Origin of the sequence: Oligoflexus sp. (assembly GCF_035638955.1) — a bacterium.
In the GTDB taxonomy this organism is placed as follows: Bacteria; Bdellovibrionota_B; Oligoflexia; order Oligoflexales; family Oligoflexaceae; genus Oligoflexus.
Window position 1 is genome coordinate 1 of record NZ_DASQYZ010000308.1, and the last position, 17,232, is coordinate 17,232.

A 17,232-nucleotide genomic window follows, 5' to 3' on the forward strand; every position below is an offset into this window, starting at 1 on the left:
ACCATGGCCAATTCTGGTTCTGGGGATGGCAACGCTTTTGCCCATCGCCTGCCAAAAAGGAAAATTTTCAGAGGACAAAACCGTAGCCGAGACCTACGAAATCAAAGTCGTGGATCCCAGTGGATCGGACGCTATCGCCACGATAGAGGGCCCTGATGGCACCAACGATTCCAAAGATGCGGGCGGCGCAGGTACGGGCACTGGCACGGGTGCCGATGGTACGGGAACCGGCGGCGTGGATACCGGAGATGCCGGTAAAGGCACAACCGGTGGTGGGACCAATGATCCCGATGATCCAACCGATACCGTAACCGGCAACGGTTCGGATAAGGGAACGGGTAAGGGGAAAGGATCAGGCAAAGGCAATGATGCTGATGCCGGTGCCTGCGCCTCGATCGCCGGTGTGAATAAAGACCGCGTGAAAGTGAGCGGTTCACAAAAGTCTGTGACGCTCTCACCGTCGGATGCGTTTGCCCTTAAGGTGACTGGCAACCAAAACCAGGTGCACCTGAAGATGTCAGCAGATGCGCCCGGAGCTCGGGTCTCAGCCATTTGTATCTTCGCCACGGGCAATCAGAGTCATGTGACGATGGACATTGGCATCTCGGTCGGCAAGATCTACATCAAGGCTCGTGGAAACAAGGCTTTGGTGGAAGCTACCGTGAGCAAGAGCGGAGTCGTCGAAAGCATGCAGGTTGATGCCAACGGAAATCAACCGAGTATCGTCATGCAGGGCGAGGGGACTTACCCTTGTGATGCGGCGGCCGTGACCTGTGTTAAACCTTGACAGCAAACCGGTCTTGATTTCATTGCAATAGCTGAAAATGAAGAATCGGAATCCCTGGGGATTCCGATTTTTTTTACTGCATCGAAGGGACTCTAGAGATCAGGGATTACACTGAAACCGAGGAGCATTTCCGTTAAGATTTGCGCCTTGGCACAGGTTGGCATTAAGGCCCAACACACTCAGCTCAGGCTGGTTACCTTTCAACTCGATATGCGAACGAACAGGGCTTCCTCCAAGGAATTCGATCGCACCCGATGATTGATTACCTGCCGCGATGTAAGCAAATCCATCCATCTGTGAAGCTGTTGAGAACTTCACGTCCGCGTGATTACCGCTTACAAAGAAGCAGACACCTGGCAGGTCATTACCGGCTGGAAGGTGAATGTTCAGGTTCGAATAGTTACCGGTCAACTTGAAAGCGATGACTGTGCCGGGGGCCACTTTCAGATTCGCTTGAGCTGACGCATCCACGACTTTGATTCGCTGGCTCAAACCGCGGAAGTGAGGCAAGCAGGCTTTGGCTACGGCTTTGGCATCATAAGCTGTGTCCGGGGTTGAGCCGGTCGAACCGATGGAACCTGTTGAACCCGAGGTCGAGCCGGTGGAGCCTGTTGAGCCCGAAGTTGATCCCGAGGTCGAGCCGGAATCTGGGGTGTTGGTGACAACCGTCGCGTCCGCAGATTGAGACCCAGTTGTGTTAGAAGCAGTGGTGGTCGTGGCTTTCGATTTTTGACCGCGGGCTTTTTCATTGCCTTTGGCATTATCATCTTCACTGACCAGGGTGTCTTCGCCCGCGACTTCCTCGTCATCAAAGCCAGCGGCATAACCAGCTTCCATGTCGATACCAGTGGCATCCGCGCTCAGCTCATCGTCACCCATCAATTCGTCCATGTCGAATGAATCTTCATCGACAGCATTCTTGTCAACTGTAAGAGTGATGATGCCTTCGGGAATTTCCACGAAGGAAGGTGTATCGCTGCCACAGGCAGTCAGGATAAAGGGGAAACCCAAGCAGACTAAATGTTTAAATCCAAGTTTCATGTTTTTATCTCCTCCAAGAACTACATCATACCCTTCGGTGCCGGGGTCCGCGCACCAAGCCACCCCACTTTTGAGCTGTCAGACTCTGAAGTTCCGGGCTGCAATTACCAAGTCGTAAGAAATGAGATTGGACTATTTTCTGTGTAGACCTTGATAGGATTGGAGATTTTCCAAGTGGCTTGAATCGCGGCACAAAAAGGAAAAGGCGCTCCCGGTGTTGAGCCGGAGCGCCTGTATTTCTTGTGTATATAAGGGAGCGGGGTCCTTACGGAACGGCAGGACAGGGCTGCTGTCTTACGATCATAAAGTTTTTGTCGTTCTGGGCCTGCTTGGATACGATCGCCACATGCGCGTCACACGCGGCATTGATGACGAAGTTGTTGATGACCTTGGCCTTCACGTTAAAACAATACCAACCCTTGGGGTTCATGAAGGCAAGCTGGCCGTTGTTGCCCACGCTGATATTGAAGTTAACCAGAAACAGGGTATCCTTGGCGGTAATCTTATCGTCCGTAAATATCACAGCGTTGTTGGCAACGTCTTCATTGATCTCAACCAACTTCGGCGCCGCGAGCTCCTGCGGTGTGAAAGGCGTTTTGCCCCACTGCCTGGTGCATTCATCCAAAGCGGTCTTATCCTCGGCCTTGACCAGCGGCGTGACCGTGGGGGCTGGCGCAGCGGGATCAGAAGGATCGGTTGTCGAAGGCGCCTGGTCCGCGGTGGAACCTATTTCTTCCGGCGTGACAGTTTCTGTTTCAGGCGCAGCTGGGCCGTCCCCTGAAGGAGTCGAACCTGTTTTGAATTCGCTGCCTGAGCATGCGGCCAGGACGCTACAAAAAACCAAAATGGATATGGACGAAAACGTGGTCACGTCGCTCCCCCTTTTTTACCCGGATTAATGCTGTGTCTTGAATATCTTTTCGGTTTTGAGGCGGCCCATCTTGATACACAAAAAAAAGGCGCCGTTTTTCGCTACGATCGCGGAACGTTACGGATATTCTGTGTAGGGGTAATTAGGTCAGTGCCATGGAATGATAGGGAAAACACTGGTGGGGTGATGGGCGAGGCAGACAAATCTGTGTATGATAAGACTGCCTCAACGTAAGAAATTGCGAACCGTTTTATTCTTCCGGTCCGCTGTATTTTTTCCCTGCATACAGACTGAAGAGAAGCAGGCGGCACGGAATGCCACCATTGTCGATGGGAATCTTGCGGCGTGGACGCAGGCCTATGAATTTATAAGGCGTGTCTTCACCCACAAGCAGAGCCGCGGTCCAGCCAGCATACTTTTGCTTGAGAGTATCACCGACTTTCTTATAAAAATTGATCAGCTCTTCTTCATCCCGCTTACCGATGCGCTCGCCATACGGAAAGTTGCTGATAAGCAATCCTGTCTCAGCCGGAGCCTTCAGATCAAAGAATGATCCGCTGCGAAATTGTATATACTTTTCCACGCGGGCCCGTAATGCATTCTCACGAGCGGCATCGATATAGTTGCGGCTGATGTCGCTGGCAAACAAGCCCGCTTTAGGCTCGGTCAGGCGCTCGGCGCGGCACGCATCCTGAACCTTGCGCCACAGCTGGGCATCAAACTTCGCGAAATTTTCAAAGCCAAACTGACCTTTTTTGCGGTGAATCAAGGGGGCTTTTTCCAAAGCCATGAAGGCCCCTTCAATCGCAATCGTGCCACTGCCACACATGGGATCGTAGAGGTTTTGTGTTCCATCAAAACCTGCGAGTCGCAAAAGACCGGCGGCAAGATTTTCCTTGATAGGAGCCGGGTGACCTTCACCGCGATAGCCGCGTTTATGCATGGATTTCCCTGAAGAATCCACGCTGATGGTTAATTCCCCGCCTAACAAAAAGGCGACGACTTTTATTTTAGGTTCCTTGAGATCAACCGTTGGCAGAGGTCGTTCCATTTTGCGAAAGGCATCTTCAAGGCCAAGACGGACGGCCTTGCTGATGAGTGTTCCGGTCGGCGCGTTGGGGCCGCGATCGCCCGCAACGCCTTCAACGAGGTAGGTGCTATCGGGTCGAAAGTATTCTTCCCACTTGACCTTGCGAGCCTGATTGGTGACAACAGCCAGGCTTCCGGCCCCACCACGGCGCACAACTTCCAGGATACGACTGGGCGTTTGCAGCATGAGATGCAGACGATAAGCCAGCTCCTGATCAGCTTCGAAGTAAACGGCTTTATAGCCTTTTTCGACCTTGCTGGCGCCATGGCTTTCGAGTTCCTGGGCCGTGGCGTCGATGATATCCTGCGAGCAGATTGCGATATAGGAAGCGTTCAAGTTATTTACTCCCGCCCTGGATTCAGGTATTTCTGAACACCTCTTTGCAGAGGGCACTAGTATAAAGGAATGGCTTATGACAGATGTGAAGCAGCAAGTCAAAGATATCGAGAAGACGATAGACTTTAATAAGAACCGATACCAAGTCAACCTGACAACTAACCAGGGTCCCATCAATCTGGAACTCTTTCACGATGTGGCTCCTGGTCACGTCAAGAATCTCGTTTCCTTGACCAAGGCCGGCTTTTATAACGGCCTGACCTTTCACCGGATCATCAAGGGCTTTATGATTCAGGGCGGTTGCCCCAAAGGATCCGGCATCGGCGGTCCCGGCTATACCATCAACGCTGAATTCAATAATCGCCCGCATGAGCCTGGCGTTCTTTCCATGGCTCGAACCAACGATCCCAATTCAGCCGGTTCGCAATTCTTTATCTGTTTGGAGCGGGTGCCGTATCTGGACGGGCAATACACCGTATTTGGACGGACAGCGGACAAAGAAAGTCTGGAAACCGTCAAGCGCATCGGCGAAGTGAAGACCGGGCCCCAGGATCGTCCTATCGACCCTGTGACGATCTCCAAGGCCGAAGTCGTGGAAACCCCGCTTTGATCCGATCTCCAGCCTCATGGGGCCGTGGTGCCCCTTAGGTTCAGAAGGGTTTGGCTCGAGCCAGGTAGGCTGCACACATGCCAAGTGCGATGGTGATAACCCAAAGCATGCCCGCCATGGATCTCTTGCGAGCCGCCAGGGCACCGACTCCACCCAGGATAACCCAGATCACCATTTTGCCAATGACCCACCCAGGGAATCCAACGCCAAGTTTGGCCGAGAGCCCGAAACCTGCCACGAGAACGATCAGTAGACCGATGCCGTGGAACATTCCTACCCAGCGTCGACCCGGCTGTTGCTTGGCATCGCCACCATTGATGGCTTGTGCAAACTGCCCGCCCAAGGCGGTGAAGAACATGAAAAGGCCCAGGAAGTGCATGACTTTGTAAAAATCGTAGGACATTATTTTCTCCTGACAGTTCCAAGATCGATAGAACTTCGGGAATCTACCAGTCGGGCGATGTTCCGTATAGGGGAAGGAGCAGCTTCATGCGATATTTCGGTTGGTCCTTGGGACTGCTCCCGATTCTGTGGCTTGGCTATGTTTTCACAGTCGAGGGAAGTGGTCCCAATCCCGTCACCGAAGTTCTGCATCTGACCGGACTCTGGGGCCTGTGCTTTCTTTTAGGCAGCCTGGCCGTGAGGCCGCTCGTGCAAATCGGCAAACTGCGGGCGTTGCAACCCTGGAAGAAGATATTGGGGCTGCTGGGATTTTTTTATGGGGCCATTCATTCATTGATTTATATGGCTTTGGATCAAGGCTGGGACTGGGCTGAACTGATCGATGACTTTACGAAGCGCGTGCACATTCGATTTGGAATGATCGCTTTGATCCTTCTCCTGCCGCTGGCCTTGACCTCCAACCTTGGATCGCAAAAGGCCTTGGGCCGTAAGTGGAAAACTTTGCATCGGTTGGTGTTTCCGGTTGGCGTTTTGATTGGACTGCATTACATGCTGGCGAGGAAGACAGGATTTGATCGCGCGTCATGGGCTCTCGCCATCGTCGTCCTTCTGATCCTGCTGCGCTGGAAGCCGTTGATCCTGCGCCTGCAAAAGTTTCTGCCGACGCCGAGCTACAAAAAAAGCTGACAGCTGCGCGCTGCATTCGGGCTGGAGCACGCCCCCCAAAGCTTCATAACGATGATTTAAACGCGAATCGGCATTCATTTGATAAAGGCTGCCGAGGGCACCACCTTTGGGATCATAAGCTCCGAACACCACGCGTTTCAAACGAGCCTGCTGAATCAGACCGGAACACATCACGCAGGGTTCGAGGGTCACATACAGTTCACAGCTGCTGAGGCGCCAACTGTCGAGCAGGCGGCTGGCTTCTTGAATGGCCAGTAGTTCCGCATGCGCGGTCGCCTGTTTGGTGATTTCCCGAAGATTAAAACCGGTGGCGACTATGCGATCATCCGCGACGATCACAGCGCCAACGGGAACTTCGCCCAAGGATGCTGCATGAGCCGCCAACGACTGCGCGAAGCGCATCCATTTCTCATCGCGTTCGGTTGGGGTCATGTCGGGTTCCGGTACTGCGCCAGATGCTTGCCGATGTTGCCGAGGCGGCGTAGACCGAGGTGCACCATGACATCCTCAGGGCCACGGCCGATGGCCAGCTGATAGCACATTGCGTGATGACGCAGGGTCTCTGTGTGCAGATGTTTGAAGCCCAATTTTTCGCCCAGCTCATGCAACATGAATTTCAGGCCATGGCGGGTCATGCGCGGGAGAACCAGAGGCAGTTCCTTGCCTTTGAACGCAACAAACATCCAGGGATAACGTTCACGGGCTTCGGGACTTTGATGCCGGAGCCAGGCCTGAAAGGTTTCAGAATATTCCGTAAGAGCCTGGCTGGTGGCATCCTGCAGCTGGATCGTGCGACTTTTGAGCCCGGGCACCGAGAGCGTTTGCGTGCGCTTGCTTTGGATCAGATCCCGCCACTTCAAATCGATAATTTCGCTGGCCTTGAGGCCCTCATAAGCCAAAAGATAGAGCAGTGACCGATCCCGCCGGTTTTTAATGCCGGGTTCGGAGACCTGCTGAATCAGAGCCTTAAAACGGGATTCACTCAAACCCGCATCCAGCGAATCATCACGTTCGGGAATGGGCATCATGTCAAAGGGTGAGGACAGGATCTTGCGATCATCGGCCAGAAAGCGAAAAAACTGACGAACGCCGATGACTTTGCGCCGCACGGAGTTCTCCCGCTCGCCACTGGCATCACGCAGATGGTCCCGGAACCAGAGCAGGGTTTGTGGTTCGACGGTATCCAAGGTCAGATGACTCTTCTCCAGAAACCGCAAAAAATCCTGGGCGTCGCGACAATAGGACTCCACAGTCGCTGGCTGCCGATTTTTGGCTTTCAGGGACTCGCTGAATCGTTCGACGAGATCAGGTTCATGTGAGGTCATGGGGACTTCGTATCCAGGCTATGTTAATCTACGGGCTAACGCTGCATCTTCCTCATTTAAACAGAGCGAGGGATTGTTGACAACCATGAGACTTTGGCATCTTCTGCTCCTCCCCCTGCTTCACGCTGCCGCCGTTGAGGCTGTGGTGACTCCCCGGCTGGATCGTGTCAGAGTGCGTATAAATGGCTCGGAACAAGAAATCCGCCGCAAAGAGCGGCTGGAACTTATTCGCGGCGATGACCTGACACTGCTTTATGCTGTTCTGGAGGGTCAGGCCAAGGGCGCAGAAATCCTTAATTTCGTGGGCTATCGTGGGGAAGGACCCCGCCGCTGGCAGAATGATGATCGCGATATCGTGATCCCAACCGGCGGTTTAAAAAAGGGCTGGTCGCTCAACAAGATGGGTAACCTGTACAAGATTGAGGCCCGCAGCGGCGATCGCGTGCATGGGGATATCACCGTTTCGCTTTTGACTCCGGAACTCCAGTCACTGACGCTCGATATCAAAGGGGTCCAGCATCATCTTCGCGATGGTGAAGTCTTGGATATGGGGCCGGATGATCCCATTCAAGTGGTGGATGTGAAGACCAATAGTTCTGTCGTGGACGATAAGGTTCGCGTGGAATTCAAGGACATTAAAAACGACGCGAATCGTCAGGTCGAGTTGCGTCTTCTGTATCGGTCCTATGCCTTTGCCTCGGTGTATTTGCATACGGTCGCGAAATAGGGAAGGGTGACACGAGCGTGGATTTAGGCTGGCTGAAAATTGTGGGAGTGGCATCCCGCGAGGAGCGCAAAAGGCTCTTTGAGCTGGTTGCCATGATACTGGTCACAGGCTTATTTGTAGCTCTTTCCCGCCTTGAAGGTCGTCTGTTTGATTTAAGTCGGGACCTTTCGCGCCATCCGGAATTCTTGAATTCGCTGGTCTACTTTAGTCTGATCAATGTCAACGTCGTGCTGATTCTGATCCTGAGTTTCATGCTGTTTCGTAACATCGTGAAACTGGTTTTGGATCGGCGACGTGGTGTCATTGGCTCCAAACTGCGCTCCAAACTCGTCATTGCTCTGGTCTTCTTCGCCGTGGCCCCCACGGCTCTGCTCTTTTATATCTCGACCCGCTTTCTGACCGACAGTTTTGAAACCTGGTTTTCCACGCGGGTGGAAGCCACCATGCACCGAACGCGGGAAGCCGGTGCGATGGTCTATGATCGGGATCAGCGGCGTCTGGCCAGTCTTGCCCGCCTGGCCTTGCAACGGGTTGAACCCGTACGTCAGGACCTGGGAGAGGAGTCCTATCCTTTCTATGAAATCAATGCCAGCAAACTGAAAGGTTTTTCTCGCGAGTTCCGAGTCGGTAACGTACGGGTTTATGATCGGGATGGACGCCTGGCCTGGCACAATGAAAATGATAAGGCTCCTCTTTCGGCTCGGGAGCAGCGTTTTATTCTGCATGCCATGCAGCGATTTCGTGATAACGCCGGCCTCACCGCCCGGGCCATCGTCGATGCTGATGAAGGGCACGATGTGGTGCGCGGGGTGGCGCCCATCTTTGATCCGGATGGCAAGGATCTGCTCGGCATGGTGGTGCTCGAGGAACGTTTTGATACCCAAATTCTGCAAAGCGTGGAAACCATTATACAGGAATTTGCCAGCCTGAAACCCAGTGCCGAATTGAATCGTTTGAGCTATGTGATCCTGCTCGTTCTGATGGTGGTGATCATCGTCTTTTCCGCAACGTGGCTTGGATTTTATGTAGCGCGTGGCATTATTGCGCCGATTCAACGGCTGGCTGAAGCCACGCGTGAGGTGGCCGTCGGTAACTATTCGCTGGCCTTGGAGGTGCGGTCGGATGATGAGACAGGGCAGCTCTTCCGTGCCTTTAACAGCATGATCGCCGACCTGAGGGAGCATGAAAATAAAGTCGTGGACTTCACGCGCCAGCTGGAAAAAACCAACGAAGAGCTGGATCGTCGACGCAAGTACATGGAAGTGATTTTGACCAATATTGGTGCGGGTGTTTTTGCCGTCGATGCGGAGGATCGCGTGACCTCCATCAACCGCGCTGCAGAGAGGCTGCTTAACGTTCGGGCCGGCGATGCGGTAGGACAACCGATTGAAGATGTCCTCGGTCCCGAATTGAGTGAAGCCCTGTGGCGACCCATTCGGGAACGCGTGCAGTATGGATCCTTCAGCGGCGAGATCGATCTGGCCGAAATTGGTCGCGATCTGCTCCTGTTGGCCGACGGCACGCATATTGTCGATGAAAACGGCGATGATCTCGGCATCGTGGTGGTGATCGATGACGCGAGCGAACAGGTCAAGGCGCAGCGCGTGGCGGCCTGGCGGGAAGTGGCGCGACGCATTGCTCATGAGATCAAGAATCCCATTACGCCCATCAAGATCAGCGCCCAGCGTCTTTTGCGGCGTTTTGGTGACCAGTTTCAGGGGCGGGATCAGGAAGTTTTTGTCACCTGCTGCGAAACCATCGTATCGGAAGTCGACGCTCTGCGTGATTTGGTGAATGAGTTTTCAAAGTTTTCCCGCCTCCCTTCCATTAAAACCAAGCCCGAGGATATCAATGCCATCCTGAGGGATGTCGTCGGCCTCTACAGTATGAGCTACTCAGCCGTCGATTTTGATATATCAGGTTTGTCGGACCAGCTGCCCCTTGTGCCCTTGGACCGGGAGCAGATGATGCGTGTCTTTACCAATATCATTGCCAATTCCATCGCTTCCATCCCGGAAGAAAGGGAAAAGGGCGCGATTTCCCTTCGCAGTCGACTGCTGGAGAACTATAACACCATTCGGGTTGAGATCGCGGACAATGGCTGCGGCATACCGGAGCACTTGAAACAACGCGTCCTGGAACCGTACTTTTCCACTAAAAAGGAAGGCACAGGACTGGGGCTGGCGATCGTTAATCAAATCGTTTCCGATCATGGAGGTTATCTGCGTATTGCCGACAATCAGCCCATCGGAACCGTCATTATTATTGAGTTGCCCTGTCACGAGGCCAAGCAAAAAAGGGGGCATCATGCCTGAGACTTTGAAAAGCGGAGAATCCTGCCTCGCTTTGATCGTGGACGACGAAGAAAGCATACGTAAAACATTGGCGGATGTTTTTGATGATGAAGGCTGGCAGTCGGTGACAGCTGAAAATGGCAAGGTCGGGCTGCAGCTGTATAGTCGAAGACAGCCGGACCTGGTGCTCCTTGATGTCTGGATGCCGGGCATGGATGGTATCGAAACGCTGCAGATGATGCGGCAGTTAAATCCCAAGATTCCCATCGTCATCATGAGTGGACACGGCACCATTGAAACTGCAGTGCGGGCCACCAAGCTTGGGGCCTTTGATTATTTGGAAAAGCCGCTGTCGCTCGATAAACTCATTCCTCTCCTGGATCACGCGCGGCAGATTCGTTTGCAGCAGGATGAAAAAAGCCGGCACTCCACCGTTCCCGATATGATCGGCAATTCCCCTCTGATTTCCCAAATCAAACGACAAATCAATATGGTCGCGCCGCGCAACGCCTGGATTCTGATTACCGGTGAAAATGGTACGGGCAAGGAAGTGGTGGCCCGACATATTCATGAAAAAAGTTCACGCGCCACCAAGCCTTTTGTGGCAGTGAATTGTGCGGCGATTCCTGAAGAACTGATTGAATCGGAACTGTTTGGTCACACCAAGGGCGCTTTTACCAATGCGATTTCCCAGAAAAAAGGCAAGTTCGAGCTGGCCCATCAGGGCACCCTTTTTCTGGACGAGATTGGCGACATGTCTCTCCGTACTCAGGCCAAAATACTACGTATTTTACAGGAACAAGCCTTTGAACGGGTCGGCAGCACCGAAACCCTGACCGTGGATGTTAGGGTCGTGGCGGCTACCAACAAGGACCTGAAAGAACAGATCAAAACCGGCCAGTTCCGCGAGGATCTTTATTACCGCTTGAATGTGGTGCCTTTCCACCTGCCGCCGCTGCGTGATCGGGGCGAGGATATCTTTGATTTGACTCAGCATTTTCTGTTCAAGATGGCTCAGGAATTGAGTGAAAAGCAGAAAATTTTGACTCCTGAAGCCCAAAAAGTCATGCGGGAATACCCGTGGCCGGGCAATATTCGCGAGCTGAAAAACCTGCTGGAACGTGCCTGCATCATGTCGGACGCTGAATTGATTGAAGCGGATTTTCTGCGTGATCTGCTGGGATCCAGTGAAAAAATCGAGGATCCCCTGAGTCAGGAGTTTTTAGCCGCCAGTACCCTGAAGCAGGCAAAAACAGACTTTGAAAGAGCTTACATTATAGGTAAGCTTGAAGAAAATCAGTGGAATATCACCAAGACTGCCGACGCCATCGGCTTGGAACGCAGCAACCTGCATCGCAAGATGAAACTTTACGGGATTGAGCCTAAAGCCAAAGGGTAAAGACTATGCCGACCGACCAAAGAGTGACCGTCGAAGCAGCCTCGGGCCTCCTTCAGATTCAAAGCGCCGCCTTCGCCGAAGGCCAGGCTTGGCAGGTGCGCGCCATTGGTCGGCAACGTCTTCTCGTCGAAAGTGAAGCGGTGGCCCTGTCCATGCGCGGGGATCAGGCCGGAGCGGGGCGCCTGAGTCACAGCGTTTTCGTCTCCATGCTGCACGGTTTGGTGACGCAAAAGTTTGATGGGCTGATGTCGGTGGACCTTGGCGATAGCGTGAAGCGACTGTACTTCCGTGGCGGCGAGCTGGTCTTTGCGGCTTCCAATCTGATCGATGATCGCCTGGGGGAAGTGATTTACCGTGCGGGACAGATCACACTCGATCAGCTGACGGAAGCTGCTGTGCAGGTGAATCGAACCACCAAGTTTGGAAGGGTGCTTCTGGAAAGTCGTGTCTTCAGCAGTTCGCAACTGTGGGATGCGTTAAAACTTCAGGTCATCAGTATTTTTCAGTCCACCTTTCTTTATGACTTCGTTTACGTTCAGCTGGAACCGGGGCAGCATCTATCGCCGACGGCTGTGGCGATTGATGAACCGACCACCACTTTGATCGATGATAGCCTGGGTTATGCCGAGCTTTATCGGCAGTTCCGCGTGCGTCTCGATAAGGGCTGCACCATGACAGGCGTGGACTTTGTGCTGGAACGCATCGGCGCCAAACCGGGAACCTTCATTGGGGACACGCTGGAGCTGGTCAACAGCAACCCGCATATTGACGCATTTCTGGAGCATTCCAAGCTGACAGAAGCCAATAGCTTGTGCGCACTTTTTGACATGCTCAATCATCATGTCATTCGCATTGAAGGGTATGACACTTCGACACGTGGTCTGGATAGTGGAACTCAGATCAAAGGGATTAAGGGTCTCATCGATGCCTATCATCTCATTATAGATGGAGCCAAAAAGGCTTTTGCGGCGGAAGGGCTCGATTTCCCCGTACTCGACATTGAACTCTTTTTGGATCAGCAGTATAGCTTCAGACGTTCCCCGGTCTTTGTCCTGCAGGACGGCACGATAGCCCCGGAGGCCATCGTGAGCATCTACACCAAGGCACGAACGAGCGCGCGCCAGGCCGAAGTCATGGCCAATCAGATGCAAGGTCTTATCCTGTTTCTTCTGCAGGTGATCGGTGATCTCCTTCCCAGCGGCAAAGGCTGGGAGCTGAAGCGCTCCTTTCAAAATTTGGTCACGTGAAAAAATTACAAGCGAAACGTCAGCCGCAAAACAAAGCGCGTCCCTCCGATCCGACTGGGCGCGAGAAACCCAAACCTCGTCCTGCTTCCGAGCGCGATAGCGTCCGACCCCAGCGGTCGGGGGATAGCAAGCGACCGCAAAAATCCGGTGAAGCTGGTCGTAACGGACCGCGGCCTCAACGCTCAGGTGAAGCTGGTCGTGAAGGACCGCGACCTCAACGTTCAGGTGAAACCGGTCGTGAAGGACCGCGACCTCAACGCGCCCCTGAAGTGAGTCATGAAGGTCAAAAAGCTCCACGTTCCTCTGAAACCGGGCGTGAAGATCAGCGGCCTCAACGTTCCGCTGAAGCCGGACGCGCGGTTCAAAAAGCCCGCCGTTCGCATCAGACAGGTCGTGAGGGACTCTTCATCAACAACTGGTCTGCCCTTGCCGAATATCTTCGCGCCCAACCCGGCGCCCTCAACAAGATCTACCATGCTCCCCGTGAAGCCAAACGCCTGCATCAAATTCTTGCTGAACACGGTGTAACCCTGGCCTGTGAAGAAGATCAGGAGATGGAAACCGGCTTCGCCGCCAGCGTTACCCTTCAATATAAGAATGAAGAGGACCTTCTGAGCGAAGCTGCCGCCCGGTCGGAAGATCTCATCATAGCCTGCGATCATGTGACCGATACCCGGAACCTCGGTGCGATCGCACGAACTGCTGCTTTTTTCGGGCTTTCAACGATTCTCATGCCCAAGGATCGCCAGGCACCTATCACGTCGGCGACTCTGGGAACCGCGCAGGGAGCTTTCGCAACGGTGAGTCCGACGGAAGTCACCAATCTCGGCCGCACCCTGATGGCTCTTAAAGACTGTGGTTATTGGATCGCAGCGGCTGACATGGTCGGAAACCCGGTTGACAAACTGCCGACCCGTTACGAGAAGCTCGTGCTTGTCCTCGGCTCTGAGGACAAAGGCGTTTCGGCTCAGATTTTGAACAAGAGTGATTTCACTCTGTCGATCCCTTCATTCGGTGGAAACCTGGAATCGCTGAATGTATCGGTGGCTGCTGGTATTCTTATACACGCTCTGCGCGCTCAATCCGCTCAAGGCAAAATTCTCCCGGAGGGGTAGCTTTCACTTGACAGAAATCGAGAGGAGAGTGTAATTCCTTCTAACGCTCGAGGCGCTAAACGATTTTTTTGTTTATTGTTACGAGTTTCCGTGTGCTGGTGTAGCTCAATTGGTAGAGCAGCTGACTTGTAATCAGCAGGTTGCGGGTTCAAGTCCCATCACCAGCTCCATGTGAGATTGATAGAAGCAGTGCCATACGGAGGATTGCCCGAGTGGCCAAAGGGAGCAGACTGTAAATCTGCCGGCGTAGCCTTCGGTGGTTCGAATCCACCATCCTCCACCAGCCGAAAGGCACACTGCTGCTAGAGATCGTTCGTAAGTCGGAATAAGCGGGAGTAGCTCAGCTGGCTAGAGCATTAGCCTTCCAAGCTAAGGGTCGCGGGTTCGAATCCCGTTTCCCGCTCCATCCGTCTTCTCTCGATGAAGAGCCAGTTGACGAAGGCTTCGATAAAAGGGTACAAACTACCGGTCGATTGCAGCCAATGTCCTACCGCCAGACAGGCGGGATGTTATGCCTATTGTATCTCTTGGAGGCGCAGTGGGAAGTCCTGATGAAAATCAGGATGTGTCGGCGATTTTTTTTAAAATCGCTTATTAGCCCAGGTAGCTCAGGGGTAGAGCACGTCCTTGGTAAGGACGAGGTCAGGGGTTCAAAGCCCCTTCTGGGCTCCATGCTTACCTCAAAGCGGGAGACCTAAAACAGTCTCTGCGATGAAAATCATAGACAATGAGCTATATAACGAAGAAATAACTTCGCTTTCTGCCTTTAGCGGGAGGAAATCATGGCAAAAGAAAAGTTCGAGCGTTCAAAGCCCCACGTTAACATCGGTACCATTGGTCACGTTGACCACGGTAAAACAACCCTGACAGCAGCCATCACCAAAGTTATGTCTTTGGCGTACGGCGGGGTAGCGAAAGCTTTTGCGGAGATCGACAACGCTCCCGAGGAAAAGGCGCGAGGTATTACTATTAATACATCGCACGTTGAGTACAGCTCAAAAGCCCGTCACTATGCTCATGTTGACTGCCCTGGTCACGCTGACTATGTGAAGAACATGATCACTGGTGCTGCCCAGATGGACGGCGCGATCCTGGTGGTTTCCGCGGCTGATGGCCCTATGCCTCAGACACGTGAACACATCCTGCTGGCCCGTCAGGTCGGTGTGCCTCGGATCGTTGTGTTCATGAACAAGTGCGACATGGTTGATGACGCAGAACTCCTCGACCTCGTCGAAATGGAAGTTCGCGAACTCCTCAGCCTCTACAAATTCCCAGGCGACGACACTCCTATCATTCGGGGCTCGGCTCTGAAAGGTTTGGAAGCCGCCAACGCACAAGACGATTGGGCTAAGAAAATCGTTGAGCTGATTCAAGCTTGCGATGATTACATCCCAGTTCCAGAGCGTCCTATCGACCGTCCGTTCCTGATGCCTATCGAAGACGTGTTCTCGATCTCAGGTCGCGGTACTGTTGTTACAGGTCGTATCGAGCGCGGTATCATCAAGGTTGGCGAAGATATGGAAATCGTCGGCTTGGCTGAAACCACCAAGACCACCTGTACTGGCGTAGAGATGTTCCGCAAGTTGCTGGACGAAGGTCGCGCTGGTGACAACGTCGGTATCCTTCTCCGCGGTACCAAGCGTGAAGAAGTTATGCGCGGTCAGGTTTTGTCGAAGCCAGGCGCCATCAAGCCTCACAAGAAGTTCAAAGCTTCTGTGTATGTTTTGACAAAAGAAGAAGGCGGCCGTCACACTCCGTTCTTCAAAGGTTACCGTCCTCAATTCTACTTCCGCACAACGGACGTAACTGGTAGCATCAAGTTGCCAGACAATGTTGAGATGGTTATGCCAGGTGACAACATCGACATCGAAGTCGAGTTGATTCAGCCGATCGCAATGGACAAAGAGCTCCGCTTCGCTATCCGCGAAGGTGGACGTACCGTTGGCGCCGGCGTTGTTGCTGACATCATCGAGTAATATTCGATAGTTTTTGTTCGTAGGCCGACCGTGTCTTGGATACGGTCGGCTTCGAGCGACTTAAGGTTTTTCTTTCTAGGCGAGTAGCTCCAATGGTAGAGCATCGGATTCCAAATCCGACTGTTGTGGGTTCGAGTCCCTCCTCGCCTGCTCTGCCCCTCCAGACCAGTCCGGAGAACACCCATGAATAAAGATGATTCCTATTGGCTCAAACTGGCTTACGTTGCCTTTGCAGCTTTGGTCGCTTTGGCGTTCTTCAAAGCCTTCGGCACCTTGGGTGTCCAGCTGGGATGGACAGATCGATTTGACTGGTATCAGCCAGCCACGACCGCAGCCAGTTTGGCTCTTGGCGTCGGGGCTGCCTTTTTATTGAGTTCAAATAAAGACCGGCATGAATATTTTTTAGCTGCCATTGGCGAGCTGAGAAAAGTGACATGGCCTAGCATGCCCGACACGCGGCGCATGACTATGATTGTTTGTGTCGTCGTCGGCATATTCGCGATCATTCTGGCCGTCTTCGACTTCGTATGGGCCAAGGTTCTTGGTCTTCTCATCGCCTAAGCACCTAAGATAGCAAGAATCCCTGGCAGGGTGTTACAATATGGCAAACGTTTGCGACCCCGCAGCGCTTGCCTTCATGTGTGTGCCATTGGGGCACAAGGTTCCGCTGTGGATAATTAGGACAGGGGAAACCATTGAACAACGAGGCAGATAGCATGGCTTACGATTTGAAATGGTATGTCATACATACTTATTCAGGCTTTGAAGAAAAGGCCAAATCCGGACTGATGGACCGCGCCAAGAGCGAAGGTCAGGCCGAAAAATTTGGAGATATCTACATCCCTCACACAGTCAGTGAGTCGGTGAACAAAGCCGGCAAAAAGAAGGCTGTCTCCCGCACCTCGTTCCCCGGCTATATTATCGTTCAGATGCACCTGGACGACGAAAGCATGCACGTGGTCAAGAGCACGCCGAAGATTACTGGATTTGTGGGCAATGCCCGTCATCCCAAAGCCTTGCCAGATCATGAAGTCCTGCGCCTGACCAATCCAGAATTGGTAAAAGATTCGCGCAAGGAAGTTGTCCAGGAAGTCCGGTTCTCCAAAGGCGAAGCGGTTAAAGTTATGGACGGTCCATTCAGTAACTTTGACGGCGTGATCGACGAAGTTCGTCCCGACAAAGGCAAGGTCCGCGTGTTGGTAAGTATCTTCGGTCGCGAAACCCCGGTGGAACTTGAGTTTGGGCAGGTCGAAAAAATTTGAAACGGTTGTCACGCACCTCTTCGACCAGGTGCGTTTTCCATTAAGTTGCTTGACGGGGCGTGT

The 17,232-nt window shown here is 53.1% G+C and carries 16 protein-coding genes, 5 tRNA genes and 1 pseudogene; 16 read left to right on the forward strand and 6 right to left on the reverse strand.

Annotated elements, in window-relative coordinates; translation table 11 throughout:
* A pseudogene (locus tag VE954_RS27880) lies at positions 1-787 on the forward strand (hypothetical protein); the annotation flags it as partial.
* A 99-nt stretch (positions 788-886) separates the two neighbouring features.
* Here VE954_RS27880 and VE954_RS27885 read toward each other — a convergent pair.
* From VE954_RS27885 to VE954_RS27895, 3 genes are all read right to left on the reverse strand, one after another.
* Positions 887-1,828, reverse strand: a complete 942-nt coding sequence (locus tag VE954_RS27885) for a hypothetical protein (protein WP_324959073.1) — start codon at positions 1,826-1,828, stop codon at positions 887-889.
* A gap of 265 nt (positions 1,829-2,093) precedes the next feature.
* The gene (locus VE954_RS27890; protein ID WP_324959075.1) at positions 2,094-2,699 is read right to left on the reverse strand and encodes a hypothetical protein; all 606 of its coding nucleotides are present in this window, start codon (positions 2,697-2,699) and stop codon (positions 2,094-2,096) included.
* A 250-nt stretch (positions 2,700-2,949) separates the two neighbouring features.
* Positions 2,950-4,125 carry a THUMP domain-containing class I SAM-dependent RNA methyltransferase gene (locus tag VE954_RS27895; RefSeq protein WP_324959077.1) on the reverse strand — a complete coding sequence of 392 codons (1,176 nt, stop codon included), beginning with the start codon at positions 4,123-4,125 and terminating at the stop codon, positions 2,950-2,952.
* 76 nt (positions 4,126-4,201) lie between these two features.
* On the opposite strand from VE954_RS27895, the gene VE954_RS27900 reads away from it, so the two are divergent.
* Positions 4,202-4,735, forward strand: a complete 534-nt coding sequence (locus VE954_RS27900) for a peptidylprolyl isomerase (RefSeq protein ID WP_324959079.1) — start codon at positions 4,202-4,204, stop codon at positions 4,733-4,735.
* A 40-nt stretch (positions 4,736-4,775) separates the two neighbouring features.
* Here VE954_RS27900 and VE954_RS27905 read toward each other — a convergent pair whose 3' ends face one another.
* Positions 4,776-5,138, reverse strand: coding sequence for a hypothetical protein (locus VE954_RS27905; RefSeq protein WP_324959081.1), 363 nt, complete (start codon positions 5,136-5,138; stop codon positions 4,776-4,778).
* 86 nt (positions 5,139-5,224) lie between these two features.
* On the opposite strand from VE954_RS27905, the gene VE954_RS27910 reads away from it, so the two are divergent.
* Positions 5,225-5,824, forward strand: a complete 600-nt coding sequence (locus VE954_RS27910; RefSeq protein ID WP_324959083.1) for a sulfite oxidase heme-binding subunit YedZ — start codon at positions 5,225-5,227, stop codon at positions 5,822-5,824.
* Here VE954_RS27910 and tadA read toward each other — a convergent pair.
* Positions 5,720-6,256 (reverse strand): tRNA adenosine(34) deaminase TadA, encoded by a 537-nt coding sequence (tadA, locus tag VE954_RS27915; protein WP_324959085.1) that lies wholly within the window; start codon positions 6,254-6,256, stop codon positions 5,720-5,722. The two genes, VE954_RS27910 and tadA, sit on opposite strands and share 105 nt — an antisense overlap.
* Entirely contained in the window at positions 6,253-7,149 is an 897-nt protein-coding gene (locus VE954_RS27920) for a tyrosine-type recombinase/integrase (RefSeq protein WP_324959087.1), read from the reverse strand. Before VE954_RS27920 ends, tadA begins: the two co-directional genes overlap by 4 nt.
* An 85-nt stretch (positions 7,150-7,234) precedes the next feature.
* Here VE954_RS27920 and VE954_RS27925 point away from each other — a divergent pair, with 85 nt between their 5' ends.
* The 13 genes from VE954_RS27925 to nusG all read left to right on the forward strand — a co-directional run bounded on the left by VE954_RS27925 (position 7,235) and on the right by nusG (position 17,169).
* A complete protein-coding gene (locus VE954_RS27925) occupies positions 7,235-7,876 on the forward strand; it encodes a hypothetical protein (RefSeq protein ID WP_324959089.1) in 642 nt (213 codons plus the stop codon).
* Positions 7,877-7,893: 17 nt separating this feature from the next.
* Positions 7,894-10,191: a sensor histidine kinase gene (locus VE954_RS27930; RefSeq protein WP_324959091.1), complete on the forward strand. Its 2,298-nt coding sequence runs from the start codon at positions 7,894-7,896 to the stop codon at positions 10,189-10,191.
* On the forward strand, positions 10,184-11,569 hold the full coding sequence (locus tag VE954_RS27935) for a sigma-54 dependent transcriptional regulator (protein WP_324959093.1): 1,386 nt from the start codon (positions 10,184-10,186) through the stop codon (positions 11,567-11,569). Before VE954_RS27930 ends, VE954_RS27935 begins: the two co-directional genes overlap by 8 nt.
* Before the next feature lie 5 nt (positions 11,570-11,574).
* Positions 11,575-12,816 (forward strand): DUF4388 domain-containing protein, encoded by a 1,242-nt coding sequence (locus VE954_RS27940; RefSeq protein WP_324959095.1) that lies wholly within the window; start codon positions 11,575-11,577, stop codon positions 12,814-12,816.
* Positions 12,813-13,931 (forward strand): RNA methyltransferase, encoded by a 1,119-nt coding sequence (locus VE954_RS27945; protein ID WP_324959097.1) that lies wholly within the window; start codon positions 12,813-12,815, stop codon positions 13,929-13,931. The genes VE954_RS27940 and VE954_RS27945 overlap by 4 nt, the downstream gene beginning before the upstream one ends.
* Before the next feature lie 94 nt (positions 13,932-14,025).
* Positions 14,026-14,101, forward strand: a tRNA-Thr gene (locus tag VE954_RS27950).
* Between the two features lie 28 nt (positions 14,102-14,129).
* Positions 14,130-14,214: transfer RNA gene (locus VE954_RS27955), tRNA-Tyr, on the forward strand.
* Between the two features lie 46 nt (positions 14,215-14,260).
* Positions 14,261-14,337 (forward strand) — tRNA-Gly (locus VE954_RS27960).
* 191 nt (positions 14,338-14,528) lie between these two features.
* Positions 14,529-14,603: transfer RNA gene (locus VE954_RS27965), tRNA-Thr, on the forward strand.
* Between the two features lie 110 nt (positions 14,604-14,713).
* A complete protein-coding gene (gene tuf, locus VE954_RS27970) occupies positions 14,714-15,907 on the forward strand; it encodes an elongation factor Tu (RefSeq protein ID WP_324959100.1) in 1,194 nt (397 codons plus the stop codon).
* A 77-nt stretch (positions 15,908-15,984) separates the two neighbouring features.
* Positions 15,985-16,057, forward strand: a tRNA-Trp gene (locus tag VE954_RS27975).
* Between the two features lie 33 nt (positions 16,058-16,090).
* Positions 16,091-16,468: a preprotein translocase subunit SecE gene (secE, locus tag VE954_RS27980; RefSeq protein WP_324959102.1), complete on the forward strand. Its 378-nt coding sequence runs from the start codon at positions 16,091-16,093 to the stop codon at positions 16,466-16,468.
* 155 nt (positions 16,469-16,623) lie between these two features.
* Entirely contained in the window at positions 16,624-17,169 is a 546-nt protein-coding gene (gene nusG / locus VE954_RS27985) for a transcription termination/antitermination protein NusG (protein WP_349263841.1), read from the forward strand.
* Positions 17,170-17,232: the final 63 nt, after the last annotated feature.